The sequence below is a fragment of the Staphylococcus gallinarum genome, from assembly GCF_029774255.1.
Taxonomy (GTDB): Bacteria; Bacillota; Bacilli; order Staphylococcales; family Staphylococcaceae; genus Staphylococcus; species Staphylococcus gallinarum.
The window spans coordinates 2544574-2564876 of record NZ_CP069082.1 but is presented as its reverse complement, the minus strand read 5'-3'; the positions used below and the strand labels follow the sequence as shown (position 1 = coordinate 2564876).

The 20303-nt window shown below is 35.0% G+C and carries 18 protein-coding genes; all 18 read left to right on the top strand.

Annotation, left to right across the window (positions count from 1 at the left end):
* Positions 1-6 precede the first annotated feature (6 nt).
* The 18 genes from purR to cysK all read left to right on the top strand — a co-directional run bounded on the left by purR (position 7) and on the right by cysK (position 20137).
* Positions 7-831, top strand: a complete 825-nt coding sequence (gene purR / locus JN168_RS12275) for a pur operon repressor (protein WP_042739979.1) — start codon at positions 7-9, stop codon at positions 829-831.
* A gap of 18 nt (positions 832-849) precedes the next feature.
* Positions 850-1224, top strand: coding sequence for a RidA family protein (locus JN168_RS12270; RefSeq protein ID WP_042739980.1), 375 nt, complete (start codon positions 850-852; stop codon positions 1222-1224).
* Between the two features lie 64 nt (positions 1225-1288).
* On the top strand, positions 1289-1600 hold the full coding sequence (spoVG, locus tag JN168_RS12265) for a septation regulator SpoVG (protein WP_042739981.1): 312 nt from the start codon (positions 1289-1291) through the stop codon (positions 1598-1600).
* Between the two features lie 479 nt (positions 1601-2079).
* Complete coding sequence (gene glmU, locus JN168_RS12260; RefSeq protein ID WP_042739982.1) at positions 2080-3435, top strand: bifunctional UDP-N-acetylglucosamine diphosphorylase/glucosamine-1-phosphate N-acetyltransferase GlmU; 1356 nt, start codon at positions 2080-2082, stop codon at positions 3433-3435.
* Positions 3436-3589: 154 nt separating this feature from the next.
* Positions 3590-4555 carry a ribose-phosphate diphosphokinase gene (locus tag JN168_RS12255; protein ID WP_042739983.1) on the top strand — a complete coding sequence of 322 codons (966 nt, stop codon included), beginning with the start codon at positions 3590-3592 and terminating at the stop codon, positions 4553-4555.
* Between the two features lie 133 nt (positions 4556-4688).
* A complete protein-coding gene (locus JN168_RS12250; protein WP_042739984.1) occupies positions 4689-5345 on the top strand; it encodes a 50S ribosomal protein L25/general stress protein Ctc in 657 nt (218 codons plus the stop codon).
* A 200-nt stretch (positions 5346-5545) separates the two neighbouring features.
* Positions 5546-6118 (top strand): aminoacyl-tRNA hydrolase, encoded by a 573-nt coding sequence (gene pth, locus JN168_RS12245; protein WP_042739985.1) that lies wholly within the window; start codon positions 5546-5548, stop codon positions 6116-6118.
* Entirely contained in the window at positions 6115-9630 is a 3516-nt protein-coding gene (gene mfd / locus JN168_RS12240; protein WP_107511985.1) for a transcription-repair coupling factor, read from the top strand. The genes pth and mfd overlap by 4 nt, the downstream gene beginning before the upstream one ends.
* Positions 9617-11158, top strand: coding sequence for a polysaccharide biosynthesis protein (locus tag JN168_RS12235; RefSeq protein ID WP_042739987.1), 1542 nt, complete (start codon positions 9617-9619; stop codon positions 11156-11158). The genes mfd and JN168_RS12235 overlap by 14 nt, the downstream gene beginning before the upstream one ends.
* Positions 11158-12351, top strand: coding sequence for a MazG nucleotide pyrophosphohydrolase domain-containing protein (locus JN168_RS12230; RefSeq protein ID WP_042739988.1), 1194 nt, complete (start codon positions 11158-11160; stop codon positions 12349-12351). Before JN168_RS12235 ends, JN168_RS12230 begins: the two co-directional genes overlap by 1 nt.
* Positions 12348-12611, top strand: coding sequence for an RNA-binding S4 domain-containing protein (locus JN168_RS12225; protein WP_042739989.1), 264 nt, complete (start codon positions 12348-12350; stop codon positions 12609-12611). Before JN168_RS12230 ends, JN168_RS12225 begins: the two co-directional genes overlap by 4 nt.
* 19 nt (positions 12612-12630) lie before the next feature.
* Entirely contained in the window at positions 12631-13029 is a 399-nt protein-coding gene (locus JN168_RS12220; protein WP_042740000.1) for an FtsB family cell division protein, read from the top strand.
* Positions 13030-13129: 100 nt separating this feature from the next.
* On the top strand, positions 13130-13528 hold the full coding sequence (locus JN168_RS12215) for a S1 domain-containing RNA-binding protein (protein WP_042739990.1): 399 nt from the start codon (positions 13130-13132) through the stop codon (positions 13526-13528).
* 190 nt (positions 13529-13718) lie between these two features.
* On the top strand, positions 13719-15008 hold the full coding sequence (gene tilS / locus JN168_RS12210; protein ID WP_042739991.1) for a tRNA lysidine(34) synthetase TilS: 1290 nt from the start codon (positions 13719-13721) through the stop codon (positions 15006-15008).
* Positions 15009-15010: 2 nt separating this feature from the next.
* Positions 15011-15547, top strand: coding sequence for a hypoxanthine phosphoribosyltransferase (gene hpt / locus JN168_RS12205; protein ID WP_042739992.1), 537 nt, complete (start codon positions 15011-15013; stop codon positions 15545-15547).
* Positions 15548-15868: 321 nt separating this feature from the next.
* Positions 15869-17953 carry an ATP-dependent zinc metalloprotease FtsH gene (gene ftsH, locus JN168_RS12200; protein ID WP_042739993.1) on the top strand — a complete coding sequence of 695 codons (2085 nt, stop codon included), beginning with the start codon at positions 15869-15871 and terminating at the stop codon, positions 17951-17953.
* 210 nt (positions 17954-18163) lie between these two features.
* Positions 18164-19045, top strand: coding sequence for an Hsp33 family molecular chaperone HslO (gene hslO, locus JN168_RS12195; protein WP_042739994.1), 882 nt, complete (start codon positions 18164-18166; stop codon positions 19043-19045).
* A 156-nt stretch (positions 19046-19201) separates the two neighbouring features.
* Positions 19202-20137: a cysteine synthase A gene (gene cysK, locus JN168_RS12190; RefSeq protein WP_042739995.1), complete on the top strand. Its 936-nt coding sequence runs from the start codon at positions 19202-19204 to the stop codon at positions 20135-20137.
* Positions 20138-20303 lie beyond the last annotated feature (166 nt).

Below are 20303 nucleotides of genomic sequence, written 5' to 3'. Positions count from 1 at the left end.
AGCTAAATGCGTTATAAAAGAAGTGAACGTATCGTTTATATGACTCAATATTTAATGAACAACCCCAATAAATTGATACCATTAACATATTTCGTACAAAAATTTAAACAAGCAAAATCTTCAATCAGTGAAGACGTGCAAATTATCAAGACTACTTTTCAAAAGGAAAAGTTAGGAACAGTTATTACAACAGCAGGTGCCAGTGGTGGAGTAACGTATAAGCCTAAAATGAGTAAAGCTGAAGCAAATGAAGTCATTGACGATATTATAGAAAGACTTCAAGAGAAGGATCGTTTATTACCAGGTGGATACTTGTTCTTATCTGACCTCATGGGGAATCCGTCATTATTAAACCGTGTAGGTAAATTAATTGCAACGCTATATATGGATGAAGAATTGGACGCTATTGTTACGATTGCGACAAAAGGTATATCGTTAGCCAACGCTGTGGCCAATGTACTAAATCTACCTGTTGTTGTTATTCGTAAAGATAATAAAGTGACAGAAGGCTCAACGGTATCGATTAATTACGTATCAGGATCTTCACGTAAAATTGAAACAATGGTATTGTCGAAACGCACATTGCCTGAAAATTCTAATGTACTCGTCGTTGATGATTTCATGAGAGCGGGTGGCTCTATTAATGGCGTGATGAATTTAATGAATGAGTTTAAAGCACATGTTAAAGGGGTATCGGTACTAGTAGAATCAAAAGAAGTTAAACAAAGATTGATTGAAGATTATACTTCCTTAGTTAGACTATCTGATGTAGACGAATACAATCAAGAATTTAAGGTAGAAACAGGCAACAGTTTAACTAAATTTTCTTAAAGGAGCGGTTACGGCATCATGAACACAATTAATACACAAAAGGCGCCTGAAGCATTGGGGCCATACTCACATGCAACTGAAATTAATGGTTTGGTATTTACATCAGGACAAATCCCATTAAATTTAAATGGTGAAATTGTCAGTGACGATGTTAAAGAACAGACTACACAAGTATTAGAAAATTTAAAAGTTGTATTAGATGAAGCTGGATCTGATTTAGATTCAGTCATTAAAGCTACAATTTTTATTGCTGATATGAATGAATTTCAAAATATAAATGAAGTTTATGGCAAGTACTTTGACACACATCAACCAGCGAGAAGCTGTGTTGAGGTAGCGAGATTACCTAAAGATGTTAAAGTAGAAATTGAATTAATAGCAAAAGTAAAATAAGGGAATATAATTTTTAATGCAATTGTTAAGCTTCTAACAAAGAGATACTAGGGGGGCTCACTACATGAAAGTGACAGATGTAAGACTTAGAAAAATACAAACAGATGGAAGAATGAAAGCACTTGTATCAATTACTTTAGATGAATCATTTGTCGTGCATGATTTACGTGTAATTGAAGGCAACACAGGTCTTTTCGTCGCAATGCCAAGTAAGCGTACACCAGATGGTGAATTCCGAGATATCGCGCATCCAATCAACTCAGAAATGAGACAAGAAATTCAAGATGCAGTGATGAAAGTATATGATGAAACGGATGAAGTCATTCCAGATAGGAATGCACAAGCTTCGTCTGAAGATTCAAATGAGGAAGCTTAATATTTAAAACAATTTGAGATGTGGTATAGTGATTAATATCATAAAAAAAGAAGGTGGAATTGTTCTTAATTGAACAATTCCACCTTCTTTTTTGTTACAACAGATAAATATTATTTTTGAAATAAATTATAAAATGTAAAGGTGACAAAAAATAAAAAATTAACAAGAAATATATTAATGAATGTATTTTTACTGTATTTACTTAGCTAATTTGAATAATTAGGCGACATAAATAGCTAGTAGTAGAAATTTTGAGAAATAAATGAATGCATATCAACATGAAAATGAACATGCTTTCATAAATTGGATAAAACGTTTTCCCAAATCATAAAAGATGACAATTTAACTGTGAAATATTTTTAATTTAGTGCAAGAAAAAGTGTCTATTATTTAATATCGATGCTTTGAGCCTTGAAAGTGGTACTAGCGTTAAATTATAATAATAAGGAAGTGTATATTTTAATGGAGGGTTAACATACATGCAAAGACATGCAATCGTACTCGCAGCCGGTAAGGGTACACGTATGAAATCAAAGAAATACAAAGTATTACATGAAGTTGCAGGTAAATCTATGATTGAACATGTTGTTGACAATGTAAGACAATCAGGAGTCGAACAACTTGTAACAATCGTTGGTCATGGCGCAGAAAGTGTCAAAGCAACGTTAGGTAATGATTCACTTTATAGCTTTCAAGAAGAACAATTAGGTACTGCACATGCAGTTAAAATGGCAAGTGAGCATTTGGAAGATAAACAAGGGACAACATTAGTCGTTTGTGGTGATACGCCATTAATCACACAACAAACATTGGAAGCACTCATAACTCATCATGAGACAAATCAAGCACAAGCTACAGTTCTATCTGCTACAGCATCAAATCCATTTGGTTATGGGCGTATAGTTAGAGATGCAAATAATCATTTGGTTAAAATCGTAGAACAAAAGGATGCTACCATAGAAGAACAGCAAATAAATGAGATTAGTTCTGGTATCTTTGCTTTTGATAATCAAACTTTATTTGACAAGCTAGCAAAAGTAAAAAATGATAATGCACAAGGTGAATACTATTTACCTGATGTATTGTCGCTTATTTTAGATGATCAAGGTGTAGTTGAAGTCCATCATACGAATGACTTTGATGAAATTATGGGTGTGAATGATCGCGTTATGTTAAGTGAAGCGGAGCAAGCTTTTCGTAAACGTATCAATACATTTCACATGCGTAATGGGGTAACAATCATCGACCCTGCAACGACTTATATTGGCGCGGATGTAATTATAGGAGAAGATACAATTATTGAACCAGGTGTAAAATTAGCTGGCAAGACTGTAATCGGTTCCGATGTAAGCATTGGTCAATATTCTGAAATAACGAATAGTCAAGTTGGAGCAAATGTAACTATTAAACAATCAGTAATTAACGAAGCAACGATTGCGGACGAAGTGACGATCGGTCCGTTTGCGCAATTGCGTCCAGGTGCTGACCTAGGGCACAAAGTTAAAGTCGGCAACTTTGTAGAAGTTAAGAAATCTGTAGTAAAAGAAGGTGCAAAACTGCCACACTTGAGCTATATCGGAGACGCAGAAATTGGTGCGCGTACCAATGTCGGTTGTGGTTCTATTACTGTGAACTATGACGGCGTCAACAAGTTTAAAACAATTATAGGCAATGATTCGTTCATCGGCTGTAATACAAACTTAGTGGCACCAGTTACATTAGGAGATCGCTCGTTTATTGCGGCGGGTTCCACAATTACGGACAATGTTCCGGAAGATAGTTTGGCTCTTGCAAGATCTAAACAAACGACAAAAGAAGGCTATCTAAAAAAATAAATGTGCATTGTTTAGAAAAAATGATGTAATCTGTTAAGTTTAAGATAACGTAATGTAAAAATACCAAAACTTGCAGACTCATGTTGAGAGAAAATTTAAATTTTGCCATATACGTAAATAAAACTAATTGAACGAATTAATTGGAGGACTATAAATGTTAAACAATGAGTATAAGAATTCTGCTTTGAAAATATTTTCTTTGAAAGGTAATGAACCGTTAGCCCAAGAAGTAGCAGATAAAGTTGGAATCGAACTAGGAAAATGTTCAGTGAAACGCTTTAGTGATGGTGAAATTCAAATTAATATCGAAGAAAGTATCCGTGGTTGCGATGTGTTTATCATTCAACCAACATCATATCCTGTTAACCTACATTTAATGGAATTACTTATTATGATAGATGCATGTAAACGTGCTTCTGCTGCAAATATCAATATTGTGGTACCATACTATGGCTACGCTAGACAAGATAGAAAAGCAAGAAGTCGTGAGCCAATTACTGCTAAGTTAGTTGCAAACTTAATTGAAACAGCTGGTGCAGATAGAATGATCGCACTTGATTTACATGCACCTCAAATTCAAGGTTTCTTCGATATGCCAATCGACCACTTAATGGGTGTTCCAATTTTGGCAGAACACTTTAAGAATGAAACAAATATTGATTTAGAGGAATGTGTTGTTGTATCTCCAGACCATGGTGGTGTAACAAGAGCACGTAAACTTGCAGACATCTTGAAAACACCAATTGCTATTATCGATAAACGTAGACCGAAGCCAAACGTAGCAGAAGTGATGAATATAGTTGGTGATATTCAAGGCAGAACAGCTATTATTATTGATGATATTATCGATACTGCTGGTACAATTACATTAGCTGCACAAGCGTTAAAAGACAAAGGTGCGAAGGAAGTTTATGCTTGTTGTACGCACCCTGTACTTTCTGGTCCTGCCAAAGAGCGTATTGAAAATTCAGCAATTAAAGAATTAGTTGTTACAAATTCTATTCAATTAGAAGATAGCCGCAAACCAAGTAACACAAAAGAATTATCTGTAGCTGGTTTATTAGCACAAGCAATTATTAGAGTTTACGAACGCGAATCAGTTAGTGTGCTATTTGACTAAATATTACAATAACGGTATAATAGTTCCGTTCGTGATTAGACGAACAAAATAAACACTTGCAAGCAACATGGCGTTGATGGGCAAGTGAGGGGCTCTATTTGATAGAGCAGATGATGAAAGGTGGAAAATGAATATGGCTTCATTAAAGTCAATTATTCGTCAAGGTAAGCAAACACGTGCAGACCTTAAAGCATTAAGAAATATCGGTAAAGTACCAGCTGTTGTTTACGGTTTCGGTACTAAAAACACTTCAGTTAAAGTTGATGAAGTTGAATTCATCAAAGTTATCCGTGAAGTTGGTCGTAACGGTGTTATCGAATTAGGCGTAGGTTCTAAAACTATCAAAGTTATGGTTTCAGACTACCAATTCGACCCACTTAAAAACCAAATCACTCACATCGATTTCTTAGCTATCAACATGAGCGAAGAACGTACTGTTGAAGTACCAGTACACTTAGTTGGTGAAGCAGCTGGCGCTAAAGAAGGCGGCGTTGTTGAACAACCATTATTCAACCTTGAAGTAACAGCTACTCCAGATAACATTCCTGAAGCTATCGAAGTAGATATTACAGAATTAGAAATCAACGACAGCTTAGCTGTTGAAGATATCAAAGTTTCTGGTGACTTCACAATTGAAAACGAAGCTACTGATTCAGTAGTTACTGTTGTTCCTCCAACTGAAGAACCAACAGAAGAAGAAATCGAAGCAATGGAAGGCGAATCAGAAACTGAAGAGCCAGCTGTTGTTGGTGAAGAAGACGAAGAAACAGAAGAAAAAGAAGAAGAATAATTCGAACTTTTATATTCTGAATAATCGTTGTCGTCTAGACATCATATTGAATATGGAAAAGCACCATGCTTAATACGTTAAGCAGGTGCTTTTTTATGTTATTATAGTGATTGATACTAGAAAAATGTAGAGTCTTTGCTTTACAAATGACTACTTAATTGTTTGTATTTCAAAGGTATAGTAAAAATGGAGGTAACTTGATGAAGTGTATTGTAGGCTTAGGTAATATTGGGAAACGTTTTGAATTAACAAGACACAATATTGGCTTTGAAGTTATAGATTATCTTTTAGAACGTAATCAATTTACGCTAGATAAACAAAAGTTTAAAGGCGCGTATACAATTGAGCGCATCGCTGGTGAAAAGGTAATGTTTATTGAACCCTTAACATTAATGAATTTATCTGGTGAAGCGGTAGGACCATTAATGAAATATTATGATATCGACATAGATGACTTACTTGTGTTATATGATGATCTGGATTTACCACAAGGTGAGATACGCTTACGACAAAAGGGTAGTGCAGGTGGACATAATGGCATGAAGTCAATTATACAAGCCTTAGGCACTGATCAATTTAAACGTATTCGTATCGGTGTGGATCGCCCTTCAAATGGTATGGCAATTGTTGATTATGTATTACAAAGATTTTCAGACCAAGAAATGAAAACAATGAATAAAGTAATAGAACATTCTGCACGTGCAGTTGAAGCATTTATTGAAACATCTCGCTTTGATAACGTGATGAATGAATATAATGGTGAAGTAAATTGAAATCGATAATTACAGAATATATAAATGAAGACAAACGTTATCAAGAACTTAATGAAGTGTTCGGTAAGGAAAATGTCCTCGTTACCGGCTTATCTTCGGCTGCTAAAGCAACAATTATATCTGAGAAATATTTGAATAGCTCTAAGCAGTTATTAGTTGTTACAAATAACTTGTATCAAGCAGATAAGTTGGAAAATGACTTGTTACAATTTGTTGATGCAGAGCATATTTATAAATATCCATTGCAAGATATCATGACCGAAGAATTCTCAACACAAAGCCCTCAATTTATGAGTGAACGTGTACGTACATTAACGGCACTTGCTCAAGAAAAGAGAGGCTTATTTATCGTACCATTAAACGGATTGAAAAAATGGTTGACGCCTGTAGATATGTGGCAAGCACATCAAATGTCGCTCTCTGTAGGAGATGACATTGATATTGATGCGTTATTAAATAAACTAGTAAACATGGGCTATCGTAGGGAAAGTGTCGTGTCGCATATAGGAGAATTCTCATTACGCGGTGGTATTATCGATATTTATCCACTGATAGGTGACCCAGTAAGAATAGAACTCTTTGATACTGAAATCGATTCAATTCGTGATTTTGACGTTGAGACACAACGTTCAGAGTCTAATTTAGAAAGTGTAGAAATCACAACTGCGAGTGACTATATCATTACTGATGAAGTGATTAGTCACACAAAGCAAAAGTTAAAAGAAGCCTATGAAATGACAAGGCCTAAAATAGACAAAGCAGTACGTAATGATTTGAAAGAAACATATGAAAGTTTCAAATTATTTGAAGACTCATTATTTGATCATCAAGTCTTACGACGATTGGTTGCGTTTATGTATGAGTCTCCTGCTACGATTATGGATTACTTCAAATCTGATGCAATTATAGCAGTTGATGAATTTAATAGAGTCAAAGAAACAGAGACGACATTAACGACAGAAGTAGATGAATTTATTCAAAATTTAATTGAAAGTGGTAAAGGATTTATCGGTCAAACTTTCTTAGCTTATGATGGTTTTGAAACATTGTTGAAGCGTCATCCAGTAACTTACTTTACGTTATTTACTGCAACGATGTCAGTGCCAATTCAAAGTATTATTAAGTTCTCGTGTAAACCAGTGCAACAATTTTATGGTCAGTACGATATTATGCGTTCAGAATTCCAGCGTTATATCAAAAATGACTATACTGTAGTGGTTTTAGCAGAAACAGAAGTGAAAAAAGAGCGAATTCAGTCAATGCTAAATGAAATGCATATTCCGACTTTTGTAGATACTGTGAGTGATAACCATCAAACGGGAAGCGCAATCATTACAGAAGGCAGCTTGTCTGAAGGCTTTGAATTACCATATATGCAACTTGTCGTTGTAACAGAGCGAGAATTGTTTAAATCCAAGCAAAAAAAGAAACCGAAGCAACAGAAAACGTTAACGAATGCAGAAAAAATCAAATCATATCAAGACCTAAAGGTCGGTGACTATATTGTCCATGTACACCATGGTGTTGGTCGTTATTTGGGTGTAGAAACACTTGAAGTTGCAGGTGTTCATAAGGACTATATCAAATTGCAATATAAGGGTACGGATCAACTCTTTGTACCTGTAGACCAAATGGATCAAGTTCAGAAATATGTTGCCTCAGAAGATAAATCACCTAAGTTAAATAAATTAGGTGGAACAGAATGGAAAAAAACAAAAGCCAAAGTACAACAAAGTGTTGAAGATATAGCTGATGAGCTTATCGAATTATATAAAGAACGTGAAATGTCTGTTGGTTATAAATACGGACCAGACACAGCAGAACAAAATGATTTTGAATTAGATTTCCCTTATGAGTTAACACCCGATCAAAGTAAATCAATCGATGAAATTAAAGGTGACATGGAAGTTGAAAAGCCAATGGATAGATTACTTTGTGGTGACGTAGGTTATGGTAAGACAGAAGTAGCAGTTCGTGCAGCGTTTAAAGCAGTAATGGAAGGTAAGCAAGTTGCATTTTTAGTACCTACGACTATTTTGGCGCAGCAACACTATGAAACATTGATAGAGCGTATGCAAGATTTTCCAGTCGAAATTCAATTAATCAGTAGATTTAGAACTACAAAGGAAATTAAAGAAACGAAAGAGGGATTGAAGTCTGGCTTTGTAGATATCGTAGTAGGTACACATAAACTGCTAGGTAAGGATATCCATTATAAAGACTTAGGCTTGTTAATTGTCGATGAGGAACAGCGCTTTGGCGTTAGACATAAAGAACGTATCAAGACATTAAAGACTAATGTAGATGTTTTAACTTTAACGGCAACGCCAATTCCAAGAACCTTACACATGAGTATGTTAGGTGTTAGAGACTTATCGGTAATTGAGACACCACCTGAAAATCGCTTCCCTGTGCAAACATATGTCTTAGAACAAAATGCTAACTTTATTAAAGAAGCTTTAGAACGAGAGGTTTCTAGAGAAGGACAAGTATTCTATTTATACAATAAAGTGCAGTCTATATATGAGAAACGCGAACAATTACAGATGCTTATGCCGGACGCTAATATTGGAGTGGCCCATGGTCAGATGAGTGAACGTGATTTAGAAGAAACAATGTTAGGATTCATTAATCATGAATACGACATTCTTGTGACGACGACGATTATTGAAACAGGCGTAGATGTACCAAATGCTAATACATTAATCATAGAAGATGCTGATCGCTTTGGATTGAGCCAGTTATATCAATTGAGAGGTAGAGTTGGACGTTCTAGTCGTATAGGTTATGCGTACTTTTTACATCCTACGAATAAAGTTTTGACAGAGTCAGCAGAAGAGCGTTTGCAAGCAATTAAAGAGTTTACAGAACTAGGTTCTGGTTTCAAAATTGCAATGCGCGATTTAAATATTCGAGGCGCGGGTAATCTTCTAGGTAAACAACAGCACGGCTTTATTGATTCTGTCGGCTTTGACTTATACTCACAAATGTTAGAAGAAGCAGTAAATGAAAAACGAGGAATTACTGAAGAACAAGCAGATGCACCAGAAGTTGAAATAGAATTGAATATCGATGCGTATTTACCGGCAGAATATATTCAAAATGAACAAGCTAAGATAGAAATATATAAGAAATTACGTAAAATTGAGACCGAAGCACAATTAATGGACGTTAAAGACGAATTAATAGATCGCTTTAATGAATATCCGGTTGAAGTGGAACGTTTATTAGATATGATGGAAATTAAGGTTCATGCCCTACATGCTGGTGTTACATTGATCAAGGATACTGGCAAGCAAGTCGAAGTGTATATGTCTGAAAAGGGAACGACTGAAATCAATGGTGAGAGCCTATTTAAACATACACAACCACTTGGACGAGCGATGAAAGTAGGTGTCCAAGATGGTAAAATGAAGGTGACACTAAATAAAACTAAGACTTGGCTCGAAAATTTAAAATTCTTAGCTAAATGTATTGAAGAAAGTATGGAATTTGCTGATGAAGCAGAATAAGCAACATGAAACGCAACGTTCTGCATTTAATGGTGTTGTAGTTCTAACAGTAGCACTCATTATAGTCAAAGTGTTGAGTGCAATTTATCGCATACCTTATCAAAATATATTAGGTGATGAAGGTTTATATGCATATCAACAAATATATCCAATTGTTGCATTAGGCGTTATATTGACAATGAATGCCATTCCTAGTGCTGTGACTCAGACGTTTGGCTCATCAGGCAAGGATAAGCAATACACGAATGTATTGTTTGTCTTGCAAATTTTCAGCGGTATATTTTTTATTATGTTATTAATCAGTGCCAAATGGATAGCGATATTGATGGGAGATGTAAATTTAGCACCTATGTTGAGAGCAGCAAGCTTTAGTTATCTGTTTGTCGGTGTGTTAGGCGTGCTGAGAGGTTATTATCAAGCGCAACATGAGATGAATATACCAGCGATGTCACAAGTGATTGAGCAAGTTGTCCGGGTCGGTATTATTATGATTGCCGTATTGCTATACTTGTTGCAACATTGGTCAATCTATCAGTCAGGCATGTTAGCAATCGCAGGTTCGGCAGCTGGCTTTCTAGCATCGAGTTTATTTTTAATGCAGAAAAGACCTTTCAAAGTTGTGAAACGCAAAGCTGATATAGCGTGGAAACAGTTGACTATTGCGATTGTCGTTTTTGCTGTCAGTCAGTTAATCGTTATTGTTTGGCAAGTGGTGGATAGTTTTACTGTGCTGCATGCACTTATGCATACTGGTTTAGACTTTCAGGATGCTGCTACTCAAAAAGGAATCTATGATCGCGGTGCCTCGTTTATTCAAATGGGATTGATTGTGACTACGACGTTTAGCTTTGTACTCATTCCATTATTGACAGAAGCGATAAAGGAACAACAGCATGTGTTAATCAATCGCTATGCAAATGCATCGATAAAAATAACAGTCCTTATTAGTGTTGCTGCAGGTATCGGTTTGATAAATTTATTGCCATTAATGAATAGTGTGTTTTTTAAATATGACAGCTTAACCGGAACATTGGCTATATATATGTTGACGGTAATCTGTGTATCTTTGATCATGATAGATATTGCGTTATTACAAGTTAGACAAAAGGTGAAACCAGTGTTTATCGCATTTATAATTGGGATTATATGCAAAGTGTTGTTAAATATCCTATTAATTCCACAATTATTGATGTTAGGCGGTAGTGTAAGTACTGTACTCTCACTCATTGTATTTGTAATATTATTACATTACCAAGTATTAAAGCATTATAAATTTCAATCAATGACTCAATTTGTACTAAAGTTAATTGCAACAATGGTCTTGTTAACTGTAGCTGTACAATGTACATTATTTGTCATTTCTACTGATTCACGTATCGGTGGTCTCATCGAATTGCTAATTGCAGCGATGGTAGGAATTGGTGTCATTATATTGGCAATTGTGCAAATGCAATTGTTGAGCTATAGAGAGTTAAAACATTTGCCATTTGGAGATAAGCTTTATCATATGAAGAGAGGGAAACGTTAATGACACAACATATTACGATTGTAGGTCTAGGAAACTATGGTTTAGATGACTTGCCTTTAGGTATTTATAAATTTTTGAAAAATCAGCCTCGAGTATTTACTAGAACATTAGAACACCCAGTTATTGCATCTTTACAAGATGAAGGTATCGAATTTCAAGGTTTTGATGCTGTTTATGAAAATAATACAACTTTCGATGATGTTTACGATACAATTGTGAATCAATTGTTAGAAGCGAGTAAAAATGAAACGATTGTTTATACTGTGCCAGGGCATCCTAGAGTTGCGGAAACGACAACTTCTAAATTAGAAGCCTATGCAGCAACACATGATAATATTGAAGTAGAAATTTTAGGTGGGAAAAGTTTTATCGATGATATATTTGAAGCGGTAAAAATAGATCCAAACGACGGTTTTACTATGCTTGATGCTACTTCAATCAAGGCTAATCAATTAAATGGCCGTAATCATACACTCATTACGCAAGTATATAGCGCAATGGTTGCTGGCGATTTGAAAGTGACATTAATGGAACGTTATAAAGATGAACATATCGTATATATAGTAGATGGTGCAAAGGGGAATGAAGCGCAAGTTACTGCAGTGCCGCTTTACGAATTGGATCATGAAGAGGCACGATTTACAAACCTTACAAGTGTCTTTCTTCCTAGATTAACGCAAGATAGCGAATACTATAGTGACTTCTACTTTGCTACTGAAATTATTGAACAATTAGTAGATGATGAACACGGTTGTCCTTGGGATAAAGAACAAACGCATCAATCATTAAAGCGTTACTTATTGGAAGAAACATTTGAGTTGTTTGAAGCAATCGATAATGAAGATGATTGGCATATGATCGAAGAATTGGGCGACATTCTGTTGCAAGTACTACTACATGCAAGTATTGGTAAGAAGTATGGATATTTTGATATTAACGAAATCGTTGAGAGTTTATCGGCTAAAATGATTCGCAGACACCCACATATTTTTGCTGATGAAGAGGCCAATAACATAGAAGATTTAAAGCAAATTTGGTCAACAGCGAAATCAAAAGAGGGTAAAGTTGATAGAGTGAAGTTTGAAAAAGTATTTGCAGAGCATTTCTTGAAGATGTATGATAAAACCAAAAATAAGACACTTGATGAGGCAGCTTTAAAAAATATTTTAGAGCAAGGAGGAGACGAAATATGAGATTAGACAAATATCTCAAAGTATCTAGACTAGTTAAACGTAGAACACTGGCGAAAGAAATCAGTGACCAAGGACGCATAACTGTAAACGGTTCAGTTGCCAAAGCAGGTACTGACGTAAAGGAAACAGATGAATTAGTGATTCGTTTTGGTCAAAAAATAGTTACTGTCAAAGTAACAGGACTTAGTGAACATGCTACAAAAGAAAATGCAAAGGGCATGTATGAAATTATTAAAGAAGAAAAAGTCAGTGAAAATTAAAAAAGGTGGTGACAAGCGAATGAGTAAAAAGGTTGAACAAATAGGTAATACGTATACCTCTGCAGAAAATAGAAAAAAACAACAACAAAGAATGAGAAATCGCGTTGTGCGTAAACGTGTGACATTCTTTGGTGGCATATTGTTAGCTATTATCATCATTTTGTCCATAATGCTTGTCACTCAAATTCAGAGTAACAATGACGATGCAGTAGAACGTCAACAAAAGGAACAAAAATACCAAAAGCAACAAGATGAAGAATTAGCGTTAAAAGAGAAATTAAATAATCTAAATGATAAAAGTTATATAGAAAAAATTGCACGCGATGATTATTATTTAAGTAATGATGGCGAAGTTGTATTTAAGTTGCCTGGGGATAAAAGCACAGGCCAAGAAAAATCGTCTAAAGAAGATAAATAAGAAAATTTATTTTTTTGAATCATAATACCATTGTTAAATTGTGTAAACAGGCATATAATAAAGTTAAAATCGAAACGAATCGGGAGGATTTATTTACACTATGTCAATCGAAGTAGGAAACAAGCTTAAAGGTAAAGTCACTGGAATTAAAAAGTTTGGCGCGTTTGTCGAACTTCCTGAAGGGAAAAGTGGCTTAGTTCACATAAGTGAGGTTGCGGATAATTACGTAGAAAACGTAGAAGATCATTTAACTGTCGGAGATGAAGTTGAAGTTAAAGTATTGTCAATCGCTGATGATGGAAAGATTAGTCTTTCAATTAAAAAAGCAAAAGATCGTCCTCGTAAACCTCAAAGTAAACCAAGTTATAAACAACCACAACAAAAAGCAGAAGATTTTGAGAAGAAATTAACTAACTTTTTGAAAGACAGTGAAGATAAGTTAACTTCTATTAAACGTCAAACAGAATCTAGACGTGGTGGAAAAGGCGCTAAGCGCTAATCGTTATAGAATATAAAGGCTGTTTCAAGGAAATATAGAAGGTTGTTGGAAATAAGCTTGTAAGATATAAATAAGTTTGTCGCTATCAATCAAAGACTGTTTTCTTATTTGAGGAAACAGTCTCTTTTTTATTGTATAGTTAATTGTACTGTAGGCGTAGTTTATTATTTATGTGAGTGAGGTGGAAAATGTGGAAGTGAATACAAATGCATGGCATAGTGATAGCCATATTGTGCTAGCGATTTCCACAGGCGTGGATAGTATGGTGTTATTACATCAACTGTTGACCAACTATCGTCAAACCTATCGCCAAATTACATGTTTACATGTTAATCACGGAATAAGAACAGCTGCTAAAACAGAACAGGCATTTATGCAACGTTATTGTAAGCAACATGGCGTTGACTTATTTGTGCATGAATTAGATTTATCCCATGTCATTGCAGCAGGTAATAGTATAGAAAATGAGGCACGTACATTGCGGTATGCATGGTTTGATCAAATGATGGAAGAACTTGAAGCGGATGTGTTACTTACTGCACATCACTTAGATGATCAGATTGAAACGATATTTTATCGGGTTATGACCGGTCGTTCTACGAGAAGTAAGTTGGGTATGGATGAATGTATTCTTAGAAAGAATTATGTACTTGCTAAACCCTTGTTAGCGGTATCTAAATCAGAAATCCGAACTTATCAGCATGAACAACACGTACCATTTTTTGAAGATGAAACAAATCAAGATAATCAATATGTCAGAAACGACATCCGTAATCGTTTATTGCCAGCAATAGATGAAAACAGACAATTGTCGACACAACAATTGCTGAAATTAAAAGCTTGGCATGATGAACAATTGAATGTAATACATCAAGAAGCAGATCACTTTATATTAAATAAGGTTAAAGCAGAGACAAACAATCATGAAATCCATTTTTCTAGAAGTGAATTTTTAAAATTGCGACATACTGTTAAAATAGTTGTATTAGATAAATTAATTGATAAATTAGCGTTAGAACAACCGATATCTGAAAAGATGTATGAATCATGGCTAACACAAATAGCAAGTAACCATGCACAATGCACATTATACACTACAGATAAATGGATAATTCATATCGCTTATGATAAATTTATCTTAATGGCTAATTATGAACAAGCGCTTTCTCAGATAAAGGTCAATCAACCAGGCACATATACTTTTAGTCGCTATAATATTGAAATTCAAGCTGACTTACCACAAGATGAATTTCCATTAACTATAAGAACAAGACAAGTTGGCGATAAATATGAATTGAATGGTAGCACTGGGCATAAAAAGGTGAGCAGGTTATTTATTGATGAGAAAATAATACAACGACAACGTGAAGAAATGCCTGTAATAGTTACTGCCGATGAAGAAATAATTGCAGTTGGGACTTTGTTTTTAAAGCAAAAATATAATGAATTAATATCAATAAGTAATATGGGAGAGGAATAACAATGCGTGATGATTTGAAAGAAATATTATTAAGTGAAGAAGATATTAACCAAATTTGTAAAGATTTGGGCGAACAAATTACAAAGGATTATCAAGGAAAGCCATTAGTTTGTATCGGAATATTGAAAGGGTCAGTCATGTTTATGGCAGACTTGATCAAACGAATTGATACACACTTGGCAATTGATTTTATGGATGTTTCAAGTTATCACGGTGGTACAGAATCGACAGGTGAAGTTCAAATTTTAAAAGATTTAGGTTCTTCAATAGAAAATAAAGATGTATTAATTATCGAAGATATCTTAGAAACAGGTACTACATTAAAGTCAATCACAGAATTATTGCAGTCACGACGCGTAAATTCATTAGAAATCGTGACGCTGTTAGATAAGCCTAACCGCCGTAAAGCAAATATCGAAGCTAAATATGTCGGTAAAAAAATTCCTGATGAATTTGTTGTTGGTTATGGTTTGGATTATGCTGAGCATTATAGAAACTTGCCATATATTGGTACACTAAAGCCTGAAGTTTACTCATAAGCATAAGCAACTAAATTTATTCAATTACAAAGTTATTGTATACTATAATTTCTAACCTAATAAAATTGTCTAATATTAATCAATTGAAAATTTATTAATATAAAACGGATTTTGGTTAATATATTACGACAATTGATACGATATAATATAAGTATTTTAAGTTAGTAGTTTTAGTTGGTGTTTATGGGGAAATAATTTAAAAATTAAACTAAAACAGCATGGATTGTAAACGACGCGCAAAAGTTGAAATACTAGCCTTTGGCAGACGCGTTATGTTACAATTTTTGTTAGTTTTATTATTGAAGTAGGAGGAAACGACGCATGCAGAAGGCCTTTCGTAATGTGCTAGTTATTGCAATCATTGGCGTTATTATATTCGGCTTGTTTTCGTGGCTCAACGGCAATGGAAATATGCCAAAGCAACTTACATATAACCAATTTGTAAAGCAGTTAGATAAAGGTGATCTTAAGACACTTGAAATCCAACCAGAACAAAATGTCTATATGGTAAGCGGTAAAACGAAAAAAGGTGAAGATTATTCTTCAACTATTTTATATAACAATGATAAAGAACTTGAAAAAATAACTGATAAAGCACAAAGTCAAGATGGATTGAAATTTACAGTTAAAGAAGAAGAAAAACAAAGCGTGTTTGTTAGTATTTTAACAACGCTCATTCCAGTATTAATAATTGCTCTTTTATTTATTTTCTTCCTTAGCCAAGCTCAAGGTGGCGGCGGCGGTGGCGGTCGTATGATGAACTTTGGTAAATCCAAAGCTAAAATGTACGACAGTCAGAAAAAACGTGTACGCTTCTCTGATGTAGCAGGTGCAGATGAAGAAAAACAAGAGTTAGTTGAAATTGTAGACTTCTTAAAAGATAATAAGCAATTTAAGCAAATGGGATCACGCATACCTAAAGGTGTGTTATTAGTTGGCCCTCCTGGTACAGGTAAAACATTACTTGCGCGAGCAGTAGCTGGTGAAGCTGGCACACCGTTCTTCTCAATTAGTGGTTCTGACTTTGTTGAGATGTTTGTCGGTGTCGGTGCGAGCCGTGTACGTGATTTATTTGAAAATGCTAAGAAAAATGCACCATGTATCATTTTCATTGATGAGATTGATGCAGTAGGTCGTCAACGTGGTGCTGGTGTTGGTGGGGGTCACGATGAACGTGAACAAACACTTAACCAATTACTTGTTGAAATGGATGGTTTCGGTGAGAATGAAGGTATCATAATGATTGCTGCAACTAACCGACCAGATATTCTTGACCCTGCATTATTACGTCCAGGTCGTTTTGACAGACAAATTCAAGTTGGACGTCCAGATGTTAAAGGTCGTGAAGCAATTCTTCATGTACATTCTAAGAATAAACCATTAGATGAGACAGTAGACTTGAAAGCCATTTCTCAAAGAACGCCAGGGTTCTCTGGTGCAGATTTAGAAAACTTACTTAATGAAGCGTCATTAATTGCAGTGCGTGAAGGTAAGAAGAAAATTGACATGCGTGATATTGAAGAAGCAACAGACCGTGTAATCGCTGGTCCTGCTAAGAAATCACGTGTTATTTCTAAGAAAGAACGTAATATTGTAGCTCATCATGAAGCTGGTCACACAATTATTGGTATGGTATTAGACGAAGCAGAAGTCGTGCATAAAGTTACAATCGTACCACGTGGTCAAGCTGGTGGTTATGCAATGATGTTACCTAAGCAAGATAGATTCTTGATGACTGAACCAGAATTATTAGATAAGATTTGTGGTCTGCTAGGTGGTCGTGTATCTGAGGATATTAACTTTAATGAAGTATCAACAGGTGCATCAAATGACTTTGAACGTGCAACGCAAATCGCACGTCAAATGGTTACTGAATATGGTATGAGTAAGAAACTTGGTCCAATTCAGTTCTCTAGTAGCAGTAATGGTCAAGTATTCCTTGGTAAAGATATGCAAGGTGAACCAGAATATTCTGGACAAATTGCTTATGAAATTGATAAAGAGGTACAACGTATCATCAAAGAACAATATGATCGTTGTAAAGATATCTTGCTAGAACACAAATCACAATTGAAGTTGATTGCTGAATCATTATTAACTGAAGAAACTTTAGTCGCTGAACAAATTCATTCATTATTCTACGATGGTGTATTACCTGAAGTAGATTATGACAGTGCTGAGGTAGTTAATAAAGAAGACTCTGAATTCAAAGACGGAAAATACGGTAAATCATATGAGGATGTTCGTAAAGAGCAATCATTAAATGATGTAAGTAAAGATAACCGTCAAGAAGATGAAGAAGACGATAATGAAGGTGATCGTGATACAACTGGACACGAACAATCACCAAATATCGACAAACCTAGCAATCCAAGTGATCCTAACGATCCAAGTAACAGAAATTAATGACTGAACAAAGACGTCTCTTTTTGCTATCATAGTGGATAGTAGAAAGAGGCGTTTTATTATTACTTGAAATAGAAAATATTTTGCGTAAACAAATATTTAGCATTTTTTAAGGTGAACCAGTAAAATAAATTGAACTAAAATATGAAATGAACACAATGTGTGCAATATCGCAATGACACATGAGCAAATAAAAGGAGAAATGATGTAATGACGAAAGATTATATTGTGAAAGCATTAGCTTTTGGAGGACAAATACGTGCGTATAGTGCGCTGACAACAGAAAGTGTGCAAGAAGCTCAAACGCGACATTATACCTGGCCGACAGCTTCAGCTGCACTTGGTAGAACAATGACAGCTACATTAATGATGGGAGCAATGTTAAAAGGGAACCAAAAACTTACTGTAACAGTAGATGGCCAAGGGCCAATTGGTAAAATTATTGCTGATGCAGATGCCAAAGGAAATGTAAGAGGTTATGTAACAAACCCACAGACTCACTTTCCGCTAAATGATATCGGTAAACTAGATGTACGCAGAGCAGTAGGGACAGAAGGAGCGTTAACTGTAGTTAAAGATGTCGGCATGAAAGATTACTTTTCTGGATCTAGTCCAATTGTATCTGGAGAATTAGGTGAGGACTTCACTTATTATTTTGCTAAGAGTGAACAAACACCTTCCTCTGTTGGTCTAGGTGTACTCGTTAATCCTGATAATTCAATTAAAGCTGCTGGCGGCTTTATATTACAAGTAATGCCTGGTGCAGAAGATGCGACTATAACTAAATTAGAAGACGCGATTAATAATATGACACCAGTGTCGAAACTTATTGATCAAGGACTCACACCTGAAGAATTACTTTTTGAAATTTTAGGTGAAGAAAATGTACAAATATTAGAGAATGTACCAGCTCAATTCGAATGTAATTGCGGTCATGATAAATTTTTAACTGCAATTAAAGGTTTAGGTGAAGCAGAAATTATTAGTATGATTAATGAAGACCATGGTGCAGAAGCAGAATGTCATTTTTGTAGAACGAAGTATAATTTTACAGAAAATGAATTAGAAGCATTGCTAGAAAATAAAAATTAATTACTGTCATATAGGGCTTGGTAGGTTTTTAAAGTAAAGTGAAATAATAAAATTAAGGTTTCATAGTTGTATTTACAGAAAAATCTGATAAAATATATACTATATCCGATAAAAAAAGTATGCATTTGAACTTTTTAACGAAAAGGAGCTTTACTAATGACAAACAACAAACCAGTAAATAATATTGTAGAAGTTATCGGTAATACACCGGTAGTTAAATTAAACAACGTTGTAGATGAGAATTCAGCAGACGTTTATGTAAAACTTGAATATCAAAATCCAGGTGGATCAGTAAAAGATCGTATCGCATTAGCAATGATTGAAGAAGCTGAAAAAGCTGGCAAAATTAAACCGGGTGACACTATCGTTGAACCAACAAGTGGTAACACAGGAATCGGTTTAGCATTTGTATGTGCAGCAAAAGGTTATAAAGCAGTCTTTACAATGCCTGAGACAATGAGTCAAGAACGCCGCAACTTATTAAAAGCATATGGCGCTGAATTAGTGTTAACGCCAGGTTCAGAAGCAATGAAAGGTGCAATCAAGAAAGCCAAAGAACTTAAAGAAGAGTTTGGTTACTTTGAACCACAACAATTCGAGAACCCAGCAAATCCTCGTGTCCATGAATTAACAACTGGTCCTGAATTAGTTGAGCAATTTGAAGGTAAAACAATCGATGCATTCTTAGCGGGTGTAGGTACTGGCGGAACATTAAGTGGTGCTGGTAAAGTCTTAAAAGAAAAATATCCAGATATCAATTTAGTAGCTATTGAACCAGAAGATTCACCAGTATTAAGTGGTGGAGAACCTGGACCACATAAATTACAAGGTTTAGGCGCTGGTTTCGTACCTGACACATTAAACACAAATATCTATGACGAAATTATTAAAGTAGGTAATGAAATTGCTATGGAAACTTCACGTAAAGTTGCTAAAGAAGAAGGTATTTTAGGTGGTATTTCTTCAGGGGCAGCGATTTACGCAGCAATTCAAAAAGCCAAAGAATTAGGAAAAGGTAAGACAGTTGTTACTGTATTACCTAGTAACGGTGAACGTTACCTTTCAACACCTTTATATTCTTTCGAAGACTAGAATTAATTTAGGTGTAATTACCGGCCACATTGAGATGTGTGTGCCGGTTTTTTTGTGTGTTAATGCGCATAAGAGAATAGAAAATGAATATAAATTATATTTAAGACACCATACTTAAGTATTCGACACTGAAAAAATAGACAATAAACGTTATTATAGAAACGTA